A 14383-nucleotide genomic window follows, 5' to 3' on the forward strand; every position below is an offset into this window, starting at 1 on the left:
AATGACCTAGTCAAATTTGCCTAGGCCCAGTAATAGCGGGACAACGAGGTACCGAGACGATGGCACAGGAAAAGATTCTCATCTGCGACGACGAGCAGGGAATACTGACCTATCTGAAAAAACTTCTCCAGTCGCAGGGCTACCTGGTGGAAACCTTTCTCGGAGGGCGCGAACTTTTGCACCGGATCGAGGAAGGAGAAGCTGGCGACGCCGACCTTCTCTTGCAGGACGTACGCATGCCGGACATGGACGGCATCTCGGTTCTCAAGAAGGTAAAACGCCTGCGCCAGGAATTGCCGGTCGTCATCATGACCGCCTTTGGCACCATCGACGCCGCTGTGGAGACCATCAAGCTCGGCGCCTACGACTACGTCACCAAGCCCTTCCCCAAGGAAAAGATCCTGAGCGTCATCAAAAACGCCCTGGAAAAAGAGCAGCTCATCCAGGAGAACCGGGCCCTGAAAAAGGAGCTCGGCAAGCCGATTCTCCAGGAATCCATCATCTTCAGAAGCTCCGTGTTCCGGGAGACCTTCGAACTGACGGTGCAGGTGGCGGCCAGCGAGGCGAACATCCTGGTGCTCGGCGAGTCGGGTACCGGCAAGGAACTGATCGCCGGCGCAATCCACTACAACAGCCCGAGAAAAGAGCGGCGTTTCCTCTCCATCAACTGCGCGGCCCTCACCGAAACGCTTCTGGAGAGCCAGCTCTTCGGTCACGTACGCGGCGCCTTCACCGGCGCCATCTCGACCCAGAAGGGACTTCTCGAGGAGGCCGATGGCGGGACGCTCTTCATGGACGAGATCGGCGACATGAGCCTCCCCATCCAGGCGAAGCTTTTGCGGGTGATCCAGGAACGCGACTTTATCCCGGTGGGCGCCACCCGCCCCAAGAGCGCCAACATCCGTTTCGTGGCGGCGACCAACAAGAACCTGGAGCGCGAGGTGGCCGAGGGACGTTTCCGCGAGGACCTCTACTACCGCTTGAACGTCATCAATATCCCGCTCCCCCCCTTGCGCGACCGCAAGGACGACATCGAACCGTTGGCCCTGCACTTTTTAAAGAAGTACAGCCTGCGCATGAAAAAAGCTGTGACCGGCGTCACTCCGGAGGCACTGGCCCTCTTGATCGGCTACGACTGGCCCGGCAACATCCGCGAGCTTGAGAACGTCATGGAGCGGGCGGTCATCCTCGCCAAGAACGAGCTGGTCACCCCCAAGGAGCTCCCGATCTGGCGCAACAAGCTGCCGGAGATCCCGGTCAAGCGCGATGTCGAGCTGGTGTCGCTTGAGAACATCGAACGCGAGCACATCGAGCGCACCCTGGCCAATACCGGGTACCACAAGAGCCGCTCCGCCGAGATCCTCGGCATCTCGCGCAAGACCCTGGACCGCAAGATAGCTGAGTACTCCCTGCACATTCCGGCATGAACCCACGCAAGCTCCGCTTCCCGATCAAGACCAAGCTCACCATCGCCACCTTGATTCCGCTCGGTGTCGCCATCCTCATCTGCTGGATGGCCGGCGTCTTCATCCTGAGCGCCAAGGTGGCCACCCAGGCCCAGGAGAAGGTCCGCTACGACCTGAACGTGGCCCGGGAAGCCTATCAAAACGAGCTCACCCGCCTCTACGACGTCGTCAAGTTCACCGCAGCCTTCGGCAAGACCGGCGAAACCGTGGTTTCCGGCAACCGCGAAGCCGTCTCAGATATCCTTACTCCGGTTCGTACCAACGAACACCTCGATATCCTGGGAGCGGTGGATGCCTCGGGCAAGGTGATCTACCGTACCACCAACCCTGGGTTGGCCGGTGACGACAAGAGCCGTAACCAGTTCATAGCGCGGGCCCTCAGGGGGGAGATCGTAAGCGGCACCACCGTGCTCCCCGCCGCCGAGCTGGCGCTTGAGGGGGAAACCCTCTTGCACCAGGCGAAGGTACCGGTGCCGGCATCGGCCAAGCATGAGCCGCCATCCAGCGCCCCCAGCGCCGGGATGTTCCTCTTCGTTGCCGCACCGGTGCGCGACCGGGCCGGCAACGTACTGGGCGCGCTCTACGGCGGGATCCTGCTCAACAACAGCCGCCCCTTTGTGGACAAGATCAAATCCGTGGTCTACGAGGGAGCCCGGTTGCACGGCACCGACATCGGCACCACCACGCTCTACCTGGGTGACCAGATGATCGCCACCACCCTCCCCCTGCACAGCGGCGAGCGGTTGGCCGGGATGAAACTGACCCGCCAGGTGAACGGCAAGGTGCTTTTGGCCAAGACCCGCTGGGTGGGGCGCACCTACGTCGGCAACGACTGGTACTTAAGCGCCTACGAGCCGATCCTCTCCCTGCAAGGGGTGCCCATCGGCGCGCTGGCGGTCGGGATGCTGGAGAGCCAGTACTCGGCGGTAAAGATCGACATGGCGGTGCTCTTGAGCTTCGTCCTTTTGGTGAGCTGCCTGGTGGGGGTTTCCATGGCGGGGTTTCTCGGCAAGAAGCTCGCCCATCCTATTAAGGAGTTGGAGCTTCTGACCCGCCGGGTGGCGGCCGGGGAGCGCAACGTGCAAAGCCACATCGAGTCGCGCGACGAGATCGGCGACCTTGCCGAGCGTTTCAACGACATGAGCCGCTCGCTCGCCGAGCGCGAAGATAACATCATCGAGTTGAACCGCAACCTGGAAGAGAAGGTGAAGCTGCGCACCGCCGAACTGGAAGAGAACAACCGGCTTTTGGTGCAGACCCGGGAGGAACTCCTGCGGGTGGAGAAGCTCGCGGCGATCGGGGAGTTGGCGGCGGGGGTGGCCCACGAGATCAACAACCCCATGGCTATCATTCGCGGCAACGTGGAACTTTTGCAGCTCACCGTCCCCGAAGATGCCGACAACCGCGAAGAGGTGGACACCATCTTCCAGCAGGTAAAACGTGTCGAGCGCATCGTCTCGAACCTGCAGAAGTTTGCCCGCAAGCAGAAACGTGAGAACGCACCGGTGCACCTAAACGAGCTGTTGCACGAGATCGTGGCCCAGATCAGGCACCAGGTGCCGCTTGACGGTATCAAGGTGGTGGAGCACTACTCGCGGGCGGTAGAGGTGGTGGAGGGAGACGGCGACCAGTTGCGCCAGGTATTCACCAACCTGGTCTTGAACGGGATCCAGGCCATGCCGGAAGGTGGGGTCTTGAGCCTGAAGACCAATCCGGTGCAGGATACCGAACTCTACGAGGTACAGGTCGCAGACACCGGCGTGGGGATCCAGCCCGAAAACCTGAACCAGGTGTTCAACCCGTTTTTCACCACCAAGCCGAGCGGCACCGGGTTAGGGCTATCCGTCTCTTACGGCATCGTGCGCGAGCACGGCGGCACCATCGACATCCAGAGTATCCCGGGCAGCGGCACCACTTTCAGCGTGGTCCTGCCGCGCGAGGCCTAAGAGACTTAGACACTACCTTGAGTCTAAAAGCATGACCACAGAGGATCGCAGAGGGAAAGGTGAGGAACACAGGGGGAGAACCGACGTCAAAAGCAACAGCTTGGGGTTAAGACTTTAAACCCGATGCTGTTCTTGCTTTTCCTCTGTGTTCCCCCGAGCGCCTCTGTGGTTAACGCCTTACTGCTTTTTCCGTTTTGTTTCCCCTGTGTTCCTCGCAGTTTCCTCTGTGTACCCCTGTGGTCAAGCTTTTGCCTTTAGCTCACAAAAAAAACGGGCGACCCTAGGGGGTCGCCCGTTTCAGTTTCACTCCTTGATGCCTCGTGCTCAGAGCAGCACGATCTCGTCACCCGGACGCACCACGCCGCCGGTCAACACCTTGGCGAAGATCCCCTCTTTCGGCATCACGCAGTCGCCGGCCTGGTAGAAGATGGCGCAGCGGGTGTGGCACTCTTTGCCGATCTGGGTTACCTCGAGAAGCGTCTCGCCCATGGTGAAGCGTGACCCGATGGGGAGGCTCACCAGGTCGACCCCTTCGGTGGTGATGTTCTCGGCGAAATCCCCCTCCCCTACCGAAAGCCCGAGCGCCTGCATCTTGGCGATGCTCTCCATGGCGAGCAGGCTCACCTGGCGGTGCCAGTCACCGGCGTGCGCATCCCCGACGATGCCGTGTTCCTCGCGCAAGGTCACCTCGGCAGCCGGCGTTTTCCGCTCTCCCTTATTCAAACTGACGTTCACCGCCAGCACCTTTCCCTTCATACAGCTACCTCCCTTGCATCTCGTTGACTATCGTTCCTGGTGGATACTACGCAGTCCAGCTCAACCGCCGACTCGTGACATGGCAAACGGGGTGGCCTCCGCCCCTTCCTCGGTCAGCTGATGTCTTCCGGGCTTGGCGGCAACAATGGCCTGCAGTTCTTTCCTCAAAAGTGCATCGTCACCGGTAGCCAATACCGGCCGCAGGTCGACGCCGTTTCCGGCGAAGAGGCAGCTCTGGGCAATGCCCGAGGCGGTCACCCGCAACCGGTTGCAGCCGTCGCAAAAATGCCCGGTCATGGCGGTGATGATGCCCAGCGAACCCGCGGCACCAGCCACCCGGAAGTTTTTGGACGGACCGGAACGCTCGGAGCTGGGGGCGTCTTCAATCTGGTATTCGGCGGCAATCCGCTCCCGGATTTCCGCCCCCGGAACGCAGAGGTCGCGCCAGTCGGCGTCACCACTGGTCGGCATGTACTCGATGAAACGGACCGCGTAGGGACGCGTCAGGGTAAGCTTCACGAAATCGAGGATCTCGTGATCATTGATCCCGCGCATCACGACCACGTTGATCTTGTGGGGCGGGAACCCGACCCGCTCCGCTTCATCGATCCCCTCGAGAACCTGGGCAAGCCCGGCACCGCGGGTTATTTTGCTGAACGTTTCCGCCTGCAGGGAGTCAAGACTGATGTTGAGCCGTTGCACGCCGGCATCGCGCAGCCCCTGAGCCATCTGTTTCAGCAACAGTCCGTTGGTGGTCAGCACCAGTTCCTTCAGCCCTTCCAGCGCCGCAAGCTGCTGTAAAAAACTGAGGATCCCCTTACGGACCAGGGGCTCGCCACCAGTCACCCGGATCTTCTCAATCCCCGCTGAAACAGCCTCACGGGCGATCCTCAGCAGGTCCTCGTAGCTCAGGACCTCGCAGTGCGAAAGTTTCTCCACGCCCCCTTCGGGCATGCAGTAGCTGCAACGCATGTTGCAGCGGTCGGTGACGGAGAGCCGCAGGTAGTTGATCCGTCTTCCGTAGGTGTCGATGAGTCCCATACACATCCATCCCGCGCCAACCTCGCTGTCAGCGACTGGCACTAGCATTTCGCAGGCTTGGTTAAAGAGATCTCTGCCAGCCTGACCAAAAAAGATACTCTGTTTGTCAAAATGATACAACCCACTGTTTCCGAGAGTCCCGAGAGACAGGTGTGGCTCGGAACTAGCTGTTTTTAAGTGGTTTCAGTACTATTAGAGCCGGAAGGGCTGCACAAGTTTAAGCCGAAATAATTTTCTATTTAGGGACAAATATGCTATGGCTTTGCAGATAGTAGGATGAAGTACCGGATCTTTACAGAGCTGCCAACAAGGACGCGAAGCTCACGATGACAACGTTAGAAGAAGCCACCAAGATCATCCTGGCAAGGGTCGGCACGACCGGCTGTGAACGGGTACCGCTCCTCGATGCGCAGGGGCGTATCCTTGCCGAGGACCTCACCGCCCCCTACGATCTGCCTGGTTGGGACACCTCGGCCATGGATGGCTTTACAGTGCGCAGCTGCGACTGCCACGCCGGAGTGAACCTCCCGGTGCGCAGTTTTATCCCCGCAGGGACGACAGCTCCGGCACCGCTGGAAGCCAGCACGGCAGGCCGCATCATGACCGGTGCCCCTATCCCCCCGGGAGCCGATGCAGTGGTTCCCTTCGAGGAGGCCCAGGAAGACGGCGACACGGTGAGCTTCCCCGCGGCGGTCCGCAAGGGGAGCCATATCCGCTTCCAAGGATCCGAGATTGCCGGTGGCGCCACCATCCTGCGCCGCGGCACCTTGATCGGCGCCCACCAGGTAAGCCTGCTCGCCTCCTGCTCGAAGGCGGTGGTTCCCGTGTACCGCAAACCGCGGGTAGCGATCCTGTGCACCGGCGACGAACTCGTCGAACTCGGTACTGCACCGGGCACCGGACAGGTCGTCAACAGTAACGCCTTCGCCCTGGCCGCTGCGGTAAGAGAGGCGGGTGCCGTACCGGAAATACTCGGCATCGCCCGCGACACCCGGGATCAGCACCTGGCGCTCCTCACCCAGGGGCTCGGGGCCGATCTGCTCATCACATCGGCAGGTGTTTGCGGCGGTGATCGAGACCTGGTGCGTGGCGCACTGAGCGACCTGGGCGTCGAGCCGCTCTTTTGGATAGTCGCCATCAGGCCGGGCGGCCCGAGCGCCTGCGGTATCAAGGGGAACACCCCGGTCTTTTCTCTGCCGGGGACTCCTTCCGCCACCATGATCGCTTTCGAACTCCTGGTCCGGCCGACACTCCTTAAAATGCTGGGGCACCGGACCCTCTTTCGGCGCAGGTTTCCGGCGACCCTGAACGTCCCGATGCGCAACAGACCGGGCGCCCTTGGGGTGGAAGCCGTCCAGGCACGTTTTGTTGCAGGTAGGCTCGTGATCGAAAAGGCCCGCACCCGCGGCGGCCACAACGCACCCTTTACCCCGAACGCACTGGTCCTGCTCGCACAGGAACGCAGTGACTTTGCACCGGGGGACCAGGTTGAGACACTTTTTCTCGACCCGTCCCTCGCCATGGAGGAATAACCGATGTCCTTTAACCACTTCGATGCCAGCGGCAACGCGATCATGGTGGATGTGAGCCAGAAAAACCCGACCATGCGCACCGCTATAGCCGGCGCCGTCTTGACCCTCAAACCGGAAACCGTGCATGCCATCGTGGAAGGAAAGGTCGCCAAGGGCGACGTGCTCGGCGTGGCACGCCTGGCCGGCATTGCGGGGGCCAAGCGGACCCCCGACCTGATTCCCCTTTCCCATCCCCTGGCCCTGCACCACGTTGCCGTCGATTTCCAGGTTGATGCGTCTCAGGGTCGTATCGAGATCCGTGCGACCGTGCGCGCCTTCGAGCGCACCGGCGTGGAGATGGAAGCGATGACCGCCGCCACGGTCGCGGCGCTCACCGTGTACGACATGTGCAAGGGGAGCGACAAGGGTATCGTCATCTCCGACATCGCCCTCATCTTCAAGGAAGGCGGCAAGAGTGGCACCTTCCAGCGCACCGCGCCGTAACAGCGCAGGCACGAGTGCCGGTTTCTGACGCCTGGCCCTTCGGTGCCTGACCCCGTAAGGAGATTTCTATGAAAGCCGCAATTTTGACGCTGAGCGACCGCTGCTCCACCGGAGAGCGTGCCGACGGCAGTGGACCGGCGCTCAGAGCCTGGCTCGAAGAGCGCGGGGTGCAGGTCACCCACACCGAGGTGATTCCCGACGAGGGAGCACTCATCTCCCAGCGCCTCGCCGAGTGGGCGGACAGCGGCAACTACGACCTGATCCTCACCACAGGTGGCACCGGGGTCTCCCCGCGCGACGTCACACCTGAGGCGACCGAACGGATAGTCGACCGTCTGCTGCCGGGGTTTGGCGAGGTAATGCGCATGGAGAGCCTGAAGAAGACCCCCAACGCCATGATCTCCCGCGCCGTCGCCGGCATCCGCAAACAGGCCCTGATCGTCAACCTCCCCGGCAGCCCCAAGGGCGCCACCGAATGCATCTCGTTCGTCTGGCCGGCAATTCCTCACGCCGTCGCGAAGATGCAGGGAGATCCCGAGGAGTGCGGCACACCATCCTGATGAGGGTTTTCTATTGACCTACCCCCTTAGCTGAGATATAAACCTAACGCAGTTTTAAACTTGAAAAGGGAGGACATTCATGCCCCTGGTGAAGCTAATTAAAGAGAAGGCGCGTACTCATCTGAAGACTATCGTGTTACCGGAGAGCTACGACGAGCGGATGCTCTTTGCCGCACAGAATATTGTCGAACAGGGTTTGGCTAAAATCGTACTCCTGGGCAACCCTGAAAAGCTCAAGGCCGAGGCAGCGGGAAAAGGGATCAACCTGACCGGCGTCGAGATCCTGGAGCCGTCGAGCGCACCGAAGCTGAACCGTTACGTCGAGCTGCTGGTGGAGCTGCGCAAGTCGAAGGGGCTTACCCCGCAGGAGGCGCGGGATCTGCTGATTGCTCCCGACAACCTCTACTTTGCCGGCATGATGGTCCGCGAAGGGGATGCCGACGGCGAGGTGGCGGGTGCCACCGGCACCACTGGCGACGTTTTGCGTGCCGCCTTCCAGACCGTGGGCCCCGCTCCCGGCATCAAGACCGTCTCCTCCTTCTTCCTGATGGCAACCAAGACGCCGACCTTCGGCCAGGAAGGGGTCATCCTCTTCGCCGACTGCGCGGTCAACCCGAACCCGGACGCGCAGGCACTGGCCGAGATCGCCATCGCCACGGCGCGCAACTGCAAGGCGTTCCTCGACGTCCCGGCCCGCGTCGCCATGCTCTCCTTCTCCACCAAGGGAAGCGCAAAGCACCCGGACGCCGACAAGGTCCTCAAGGCGCTGGAGATCGCCCGCGCCATGGATCCGGAACTGAGCATCGACGGCGAACTGCAGGCAGACGCCGCCATCATTCCCGCCGTCGGCGAAAAGAAGGCTCCCGGCTCCAACGTGGCGGGCCGTGCCAACGTCCTGGTCTTCCCGACCCTGGACGCCGGCAACATCGCCTACAAACTGGTGGAGCGCATCGCCGGGGCCAAGGCCATCGGCCCGGTCATCCAGGGTCTCGCGAAACCGGTAAACGACCTCTCGCGCGGCTGCTCGATCCAGGACATCATCGACGTCACCGCTATCACCGCCGTTCAGGCACAAGGCTAGGGAATCCTTTAGCCACAGGCAAGGTAAAGAGCAACGAAAACTTCCCTGTAGTTCGGTTCGGCCTCTTTCGTTAACGATGGAGGCCGAACCTGTTCTTAGGCCTCTAGTTAAAGCCTGGGTTTGGTTTCTGTGGGGCTTCTGTGGGGTACGCGGGACGTGTCGAGAAGGTCCCCAACCGGCTCCTGCTGCCGGCCGCACGTTCCCCACTCTGGCAAAGGGGGGACAGGGGGGATTTGCCTTGCGTCGAAGATGGATGATTCGCCCACGAGCATTGGACACAAAAAGGCCGGCAGGTTTCCCTGTCGGCCTTTTTCATGTATGAGTTCTTAGTCTACAGTTTTCCGCTGGGGGTGGGAACCCGGCTTATTTCCTCACGAAATCCGGTTTGGAAAAACTGTATTCAAAATGCATGTGATCGGTGTAACTTCCGTCCAGAATCGCCGCAACGTCCTCGGTGAAGACCAGCTCCTCGTCAGTCGGAATGACGTACACCTTGACCGGAGAATCGTCCGTGGTGATCAGGCTCTCGCGCTTGCGGGTCATGGCAGCGGCGTTACGCTCGCGGTCCAGGTGGATGCCCAGGTGCTCGAGCCCCTCGATCGCCTTGGCGCGGATCGGAGCACCCATCTCCCCTACCCCCGCGGTGAAAATAACCGCATCGAGGCGCCCAACTACCGCGAGGTAGGTCCCGATGTACTTCTTCAGGCGATAGGCCTCGATGTCCAGCGCCAGGGCACAGAGTTTGTCGCCGCCCTGGGCATGTTCGATGACGTCGCGGCGGTCGGTGAAGCGGCCGGTGATGCCGATAACCCCGCTCTTTTTGTTGAGGATGCTGTCGATCTCCTTGGCGGAGAGGTTGTCCTTCTGCATCATGAAGGCAGGGATCGCGGGATCGATATCACCGCAGCGGGTCCCCATCATCGCACCTTCCAGCGGCGTGAGCCCCATGCTGGTATCCACGGAGACGCCATTTTTGATGGCACAGTGGGAGACACCGTTACCGATGTGCATGGTGATCAGGTTGCACTCCCGGGCCGACTTCCCCAGGATGGCGGCAGCGCGCTTGGAGACGTAGAGGTGGGAGGTGCCGTGGAAACCGTAGCGGCGCACACCGTACTTCTCGTACCACTCGTAGGGGAGCGGGTACAGGTAGGCATGTTCAGGCATGGTCTGGTGGAAGGCCGTATCGAAGATGGCGACCTGCGGAACACCCGGCAAGACGGCCATGGCACCTTCAATCCCCGCGATATTAGGGGGATTGTGCAGCGGGGCCAGGTGCTGCACATCAGTGACCGCCTCGAGCACGTCGTCGTTGATCAGCACCGATTTGGTAAAGCGCTCGCCACCATGCACCACACGGTGACCGACTGCGGCAATCTGCTTGATATCTGTGAGCACCCCGTGCTCGGGGGAGGTCAGGGTCCGCAGAATAAGATCGACAGCGGTCTTGTGGTCCGGGCAGTCGGAGTTCTCGCGGTAGGTCTCGCGCCCAGGGACCTCGTGGAGGATGAACGAATCGCCGATTACGACACGCTCCACCATCCCCTTGGCAACGACAACCTTCTTCGACCAGTCGAACAACTGGTATTTTACCGAAGAACTTCCGCAGTTAAGCGCCAGAATATCCATCGATCAGCGACCCTCCTCGGGATTGGGTAATCGGTTCAGACATCGCGACCCGATCAGGTCACGGCTGGCCGACATCAAAATAAAACCTCTTTTTATAATAGCGTAGTATGGCTTGCAGTTCAAGAATTTTCTGGTGTTTGCCGAGCCCCATTTGCACCAGCATTATTGGTGGACTTTTTCTCCGGGCTGTGCTAGTTTTTCCGGAAAATTAGGAAACTACCTGAAGGAGGTGAATACTTTGGCACATACCATTTCTGACGAGTGCATCAACTGCGGCGCATGCGACGATTCCTGCCCGGTGAACGCAATCAGTGAAGCTGGCGACAAGCGCGCTATCGCTGCAGACACCTGCATCGACTGCGGTGCATGCGTCGATACCTGCCCGGTGTCCGCTATCAGCGCAGCCTAAGGAACACGTTTCATGCAGCACCCCTAAACCTGCACGGGTTCACCTGTGCAGGTTTTTTCGCGCCCAGAAAAAGGAAAAGGCCGGCAAAAGCGCCGGCCCTTTTTTGTTGCAGAGCTGCCAGTGGCCGTTACTTTCCGGCTACCGTCGAGCCGATGACCTCAACGCCGAAGTCGGCGGCGTCCTTGGGGACGTTCGGGATGGCAACCACGAAGTTGATCCCCTTGCCGGGCTGGACCCCGAGATTGGACAGGGAGTCACCGAACTGGTTGTTCATGATCGACTCGATCTTGCTCATCGGCAGGGAGCTCAGCTGCTCCGGGGTGATCCGGTTACCGCAATAGGCGGTCTTCTGCACCAGGACCGTCCCCTTCTTGTCGTAGATGTTCACTCGGACGTGGATCGAGGCACGTGCCTTGCGGAATGAATTCACCGCCTCACCGGTCACCACGAAGAGTTCGCCGGCTTCCTTGTTCTGCGAGAAGGAGGCCTGCTGATTCCGGATGGTGATGCGCCCTTCCTCGGGGGTCTCCATTCCGAACCATTTCGCCACAAACCCCAGGCCTACCTTATCGAAGGCAGCGGGACCGCTCTGCAGCAGGTAGAGCCCCGCCCCGCTCAGGACGACGATCACCAAAACGGAGATGGCAACCACCGAGACGGCCAGCACCGAACGACCTTTGCGCCGTGAGGCGATAGAGAGCGGCGGCAGCCCGTCGTCCTCGAAGTCGTCGTCCGAGATCTTGGTCGGCAACGGCCCGAGTTCGAACTCTTCCTCTGGCGTAGTGCCCTTTTCCTTGGCTGCAGCGGCGCCGAAGAGAAACGGGGAGGACGTACCGACGTCCCTGGGCTCGGAGGGAGCGACGGTCGCACCGGTCACGCTAGCCGCGGCAAGATCCGCCGCGGCAGCAGGAATAGCAGTTTCGGCAGCAGGCGGTGCCAGGGGCTCGTTCGTAAAGGTGAAATCACCGAACCCGTCGCTGCTCGCCGAACTGCCGGATACTGCCGGTCCGGATTGCGGAGCATCGTTGAAAGAAAACGGCGCAGGTTCCTGATCGGCAGTCGACGTGGAGGGAGCCGAGGCGGTCTCGGGTTCCGAGATACTGGTCGACCGGGCCGGTTCCTCATCGAAGCTGAAGTCGCCGAAATCGAACTCCTCCTTCGCAGGAGGTGCCACCGTCTGGGGCTGGTCAGGTTCATCAGAGAAGCTGAACTCACCGAAGTCCATCTCTTCTTTAGGTGCCGGAGCCTGTTCCGGGGCCGGGGCGCTGGTAGCCTCATCGAACGAGAATTCGCCGAAGTCCAGCTCCTGAGCCTTGGCCGCCGGTGCCGGTTCGCTCTCTATCGGTTCGCTGGAAAACTCGAATTCGCCGAAGTCGAGGGCCGGCGCCGCAGGTTCCGCAGCAGGCTGCGGCTCGGGTTCGGTCGAAAAAGAAAATTCGCCAAAGTCGAGTTCACCTCCGGCCTGGGGTGCTGCGGCTTCCTGCACCGAAGGTGGCGTGTCGTCGAAGGATAACTCGCCGTAGTCGAGACCGGTGGCGGCGGGACTTGCCGTCTCCGGCGCTGCAGAGGTGGCAGGAAGCTCGAAATCGCCGAAAGAGTAGTCCGTGTCCTGGGTCGATGCATCGGATTGGGCCGCAGCGTCGGAGGGTTCGCTCGGGAATTCAAATGCTGCAAACTCCTCGGTCGGCGTGGCCTGCGGGGTCTCCGGTTCGGCGGCGACGGCAGGAGCCTCCTTGGCGCCGGCGGACTCGAGAGCTGCCTCGAAACCGAAACCTTCGGGTTCCGGCGCCGGGGTGGGAGTGACCTGTTCGGAGCTCTGCGCTGCAACCGGTGGAGCCCCCAAACCCGAAAGGATCGCATCGAACTCGGATTCTTCCTGCTTTACTTCAGCTCCGGCCAGAAAGACATGACGGCATTTCGAGCAGCGCACCTTCACGCCGCCCGGCTTGAGTTTCGAATCATCCAGCCGGAATTTGGTGTGGCACTGGTCGCATTGAAGAATCATGCATCTCCTCCAGGGGGAGTTTGGATAATTTCATAGATGGCGGAGAGTTCGCGCATCCGCTCGTCCAGGTCCAGACCGTAACCGACCAGGAACCCGCCGGGGCAGTCGATCCCTACGAAATCCGGGGTGATCTCGGCGAGGCGACGCTCGTTTTTATCGATGAGGGTGCAGACCTTGAGAGATTTGGCACCGCGCTCTTTGAGGAGATCGAGGAGGTACGTCAGGGTGAGACCGGTGTCGACGATATCTTCCACGACCAGGACGTGCCGGCCGTCCACGCTCTGCTCCAGGTCCTTCTTGACGCGCACGGTACCGGTGGTCTCGGTGCCGGCGTAGCTGGAGAGCTTCACGAAGTCCATCTCCACCGGGATGCGCAGGGCACGTACCAGGTCGGCTGCGAAGAAAACTGCTCCATTAAGAACTACAACAACCAGAACTCTCTCGCCGGCGTACGCAGTACTGATTTCCTGCCCCAGTCTCTGTATTTCCGCTGCGATCCGTTCCTTCGAATACACTTCCTGCAGGTTAAAGCCCTGTTCCAACCAGTAAGCACGTTCCATTAATTTTCTCCCAATTTCGTATAGCAGATACCATTTGCAGTGTCAAATCATTCTGGTCTCAGTGGCATCTTTGTGCTATAAATACCCCAAATCAAAAGTACACGCAATAATTTAGGGGTTCAAAGATGAAAAACAGCCTGTACGCCGCGTTACTGACCAACCTGCTACTTGCCGCGACGGCCTTTGCCGCACCCGAACTGACAGTAACCGAGCCCACCTACAACTTCGGCAGCATTACCCAGGGAAAGAAGGTACAGCACAACTTCGTAATACGGAACAGTGGTGACGCCCCGTTGCACATCAAGGAGGTGAACGTCTCCTGTGGCTGCACAGCCGCCAAGCCCTCGGCCTCGCAGATCGCTCCAGGCAAATCAGCCGAGATCCAGGTCGTCTTCGACTCGACCAGCTTCTCCGGTAAAGTACAGAAATCCGTGGCCGTCATAAGTAACGCCGGCAAGGCTCCCAACTACGTGCTCAACATGGAGGGGACCATCCTGGAGCCGCTGCAGTACGCCCCGCGTCAGGTGAACCTGGGCGCCCTGAAGGCAGGCGGCAGCAAACAGGCGACCGTCAGTATCACCAACCGCGACAATCAGGCGGTCCGGATCCTCTCGGTCACCCTCACCTCGAACACGCTGCAGCTCAAGACCAGCATGAAAAAGAGCGAGCTGAAACCGGGCGAAACCGGTGCGATCGAACTCACCTTCACCCCGCGCCCCGATGCGAAGGTGATGAGCGGCTACCTGCACATCAGCACCGATTCGGCCCAAAAGAAAGAGCTGACCATTCCGGTGTACGCCTCGGTCGCCAAGTAGGCCGTTCCCTCCCCTCGCGTTCGCGGAACCGGTCAAAATGCCCTGATCGTGGCAGTCGCGCAGAAAGTTGTAATTAAATCTTGAGTTGCCGGGAAAAGTG

13 protein-coding genes are annotated in these 14383 nt (G+C 60.6%); 8 read left to right on the top strand and 5 right to left on the bottom strand.

Annotation, left to right across the window (positions count from 1 at the left end):
• The first annotated feature begins 59 nt into the window (after positions 1-59).
• Together H7688_RS00335 and H7688_RS00340 are read left to right on the top strand one after the other, a co-directional pair.
• Positions 60-1427, top strand: a complete 1368-nt coding sequence (locus H7688_RS00335) for a sigma-54-dependent transcriptional regulator (protein ID WP_183359026.1) — start codon at positions 60-62, stop codon at positions 1425-1427.
• On the top strand, positions 1424-3412 hold the full coding sequence (locus H7688_RS00340; RefSeq protein ID WP_183359027.1) for an ATP-binding protein: 1989 nt from the start codon (positions 1424-1426) through the stop codon (positions 3410-3412). Before H7688_RS00335 ends, H7688_RS00340 begins: the two co-directional genes overlap by 4 nt.
• A gap of 324 nt (positions 3413-3736) precedes the next feature.
• Here H7688_RS00340 and H7688_RS00345 read toward each other — a convergent pair whose 3' ends face one another.
• Entirely contained in the window at positions 3737-4168 is a 432-nt protein-coding gene (locus tag H7688_RS00345) for an MOSC domain-containing protein (RefSeq protein WP_183359028.1), read from the bottom strand.
• Positions 4169-4228: 60 nt separating this feature from the next.
• A complete protein-coding gene (gene moaA, locus H7688_RS00350) occupies positions 4229-5209 on the bottom strand; it encodes a GTP 3',8-cyclase MoaA (protein ID WP_183359029.1) in 981 nt (326 codons plus the stop codon).
• A gap of 326 nt (positions 5210-5535) precedes the next feature.
• Between moaA and H7688_RS00355 the strand changes: the two genes are divergently transcribed.
• The 4 genes from H7688_RS00355 (at position 5536) to pta (ending at position 8865) form a co-directional block, all read left to right on the top strand.
• Positions 5536-6741, top strand: coding sequence for a molybdopterin molybdotransferase MoeA (locus H7688_RS00355; RefSeq protein ID WP_183359030.1), 1206 nt, complete (start codon positions 5536-5538; stop codon positions 6739-6741).
• A 3-nt stretch (positions 6742-6744) separates the two neighbouring features.
• Complete coding sequence (moaC, locus tag H7688_RS00360) at positions 6745-7224, top strand: cyclic pyranopterin monophosphate synthase MoaC (protein WP_183359031.1); 480 nt, start codon at positions 6745-6747, stop codon at positions 7222-7224.
• 68 nt (positions 7225-7292) lie between these two features.
• Positions 7293-7784, top strand: coding sequence for a molybdopterin adenylyltransferase (gene mog, locus H7688_RS00365; RefSeq protein ID WP_183359032.1), 492 nt, complete (start codon positions 7293-7295; stop codon positions 7782-7784).
• A 79-nt stretch (positions 7785-7863) separates the two neighbouring features.
• A complete protein-coding gene (gene pta, locus H7688_RS00370; RefSeq protein WP_183359033.1) occupies positions 7864-8865 on the top strand; it encodes a phosphate acetyltransferase in 1002 nt (333 codons plus the stop codon).
• A gap of 363 nt (positions 8866-9228) precedes the next feature.
• Here the strand turns inward: pta and H7688_RS00375 are convergent, their stop codons facing one another.
• Positions 9229-10494, bottom strand: coding sequence for an acetate kinase (locus H7688_RS00375; protein WP_183359034.1), 1266 nt, complete (start codon positions 10492-10494; stop codon positions 9229-9231).
• A 238-nt stretch (positions 10495-10732) separates the two neighbouring features.
• Between H7688_RS00375 and fdxA the strand changes: the two genes are divergently transcribed.
• Positions 10733-10903, top strand: coding sequence for a 4Fe-4S ferredoxin (gene fdxA / locus H7688_RS00380; protein WP_183359713.1), 171 nt, complete (start codon positions 10733-10735; stop codon positions 10901-10903).
• Between the two features lie 127 nt (positions 10904-11030).
• Here fdxA and H7688_RS00385 read toward each other — a convergent pair whose 3' ends face one another.
• Both H7688_RS00385 and hpt read right to left on the bottom strand, forming a co-directional pair.
• Positions 11031-12908: a DUF3426 domain-containing protein gene (locus H7688_RS00385; RefSeq protein ID WP_183359035.1), complete on the bottom strand. Its 1878-nt coding sequence runs from the start codon at positions 12906-12908 to the stop codon at positions 11031-11033.
• Positions 12905-13468, bottom strand: a complete 564-nt coding sequence (hpt, locus tag H7688_RS00390; RefSeq protein WP_183359036.1) for a hypoxanthine phosphoribosyltransferase — start codon at positions 13466-13468, stop codon at positions 12905-12907. Before hpt ends, H7688_RS00385 begins: the two co-directional genes overlap by 4 nt.
• A 125-nt stretch (positions 13469-13593) precedes the next feature.
• Here hpt and H7688_RS00395 point away from each other — a divergent pair, with 125 nt between their 5' ends.
• Positions 13594-14283 carry a DUF1573 domain-containing protein gene (locus H7688_RS00395; protein ID WP_183359037.1) on the top strand — a complete coding sequence of 230 codons (690 nt, stop codon included), beginning with the start codon at positions 13594-13596 and terminating at the stop codon, positions 14281-14283.
• Positions 14284-14383 lie beyond the last annotated feature (100 nt).

This window comes from Geomonas limicola (genome assembly GCF_014193675.1).
GTDB classification, from domain to species: domain Bacteria; phylum Desulfobacterota; class Desulfuromonadia; order Geobacterales; family Geobacteraceae; genus Geomonas; species Geomonas limicola.

What these genes read in the sequence shown, in the direction of transcription:
- H7688_RS00335 (WP_183359026.1), top strand. Translation starts at nt 60, where the DNA reads ATGGCACAGGAAAAGATTCTCATCTGCGACGACGAGCAGGGAATACTG.
- H7688_RS00340 (WP_183359027.1), top strand. Translation starts at nt 1,424, where the DNA reads ATGAACCCACGCAAGCTCCGCTTCCCGATCAAGACCAAGCTCACCATC.
- H7688_RS00345 (WP_183359028.1), bottom strand. Translation starts at nt 4,168, where the DNA reads ATGAAGGGAAAGGTGCTGGCGGTGAACGTCAGTTTGAATAAGGGAGAG.
- moaA (WP_183359029.1), bottom strand. Translation starts at nt 5,209, where the DNA reads ATGGGACTCATCGACACCTACGGAAGACGGATCAACTACCTGCGGCTC.
- H7688_RS00355 (WP_183359030.1), top strand. Translation starts at nt 5,536, where the DNA reads ATGACAACGTTAGAAGAAGCCACCAAGATCATCCTGGCAAGGGTCGGC.
- moaC (WP_183359031.1), top strand. Translation starts at nt 6,745, where the DNA reads ATGTCCTTTAACCACTTCGATGCCAGCGGCAACGCGATCATGGTGGAT.
- mog (WP_183359032.1), top strand. Translation starts at nt 7,293, where the DNA reads ATGAAAGCCGCAATTTTGACGCTGAGCGACCGCTGCTCCACCGGAGAG.
- pta (WP_183359033.1), top strand. Translation starts at nt 7,864, where the DNA reads ATGCCCCTGGTGAAGCTAATTAAAGAGAAGGCGCGTACTCATCTGAAG.
- H7688_RS00375 (WP_183359034.1), bottom strand. Translation starts at nt 10,494, where the DNA reads ATGGATATTCTGGCGCTTAACTGCGGAAGTTCTTCGGTAAAATACCAG.
- H7688_RS00385 (WP_183359035.1), bottom strand. Translation starts at nt 12,908, where the DNA reads ATGATTCTTCAATGCGACCAGTGCCACACCAAATTCCGGCTGGATGAT.
- hpt (WP_183359036.1), bottom strand. Translation starts at nt 13,468, where the DNA reads ATGGAACGTGCTTACTGGTTGGAACAGGGCTTTAACCTGCAGGAAGTG.
- H7688_RS00395 (WP_183359037.1), top strand. Translation starts at nt 13,594, where the DNA reads ATGAAAAACAGCCTGTACGCCGCGTTACTGACCAACCTGCTACTTGCC.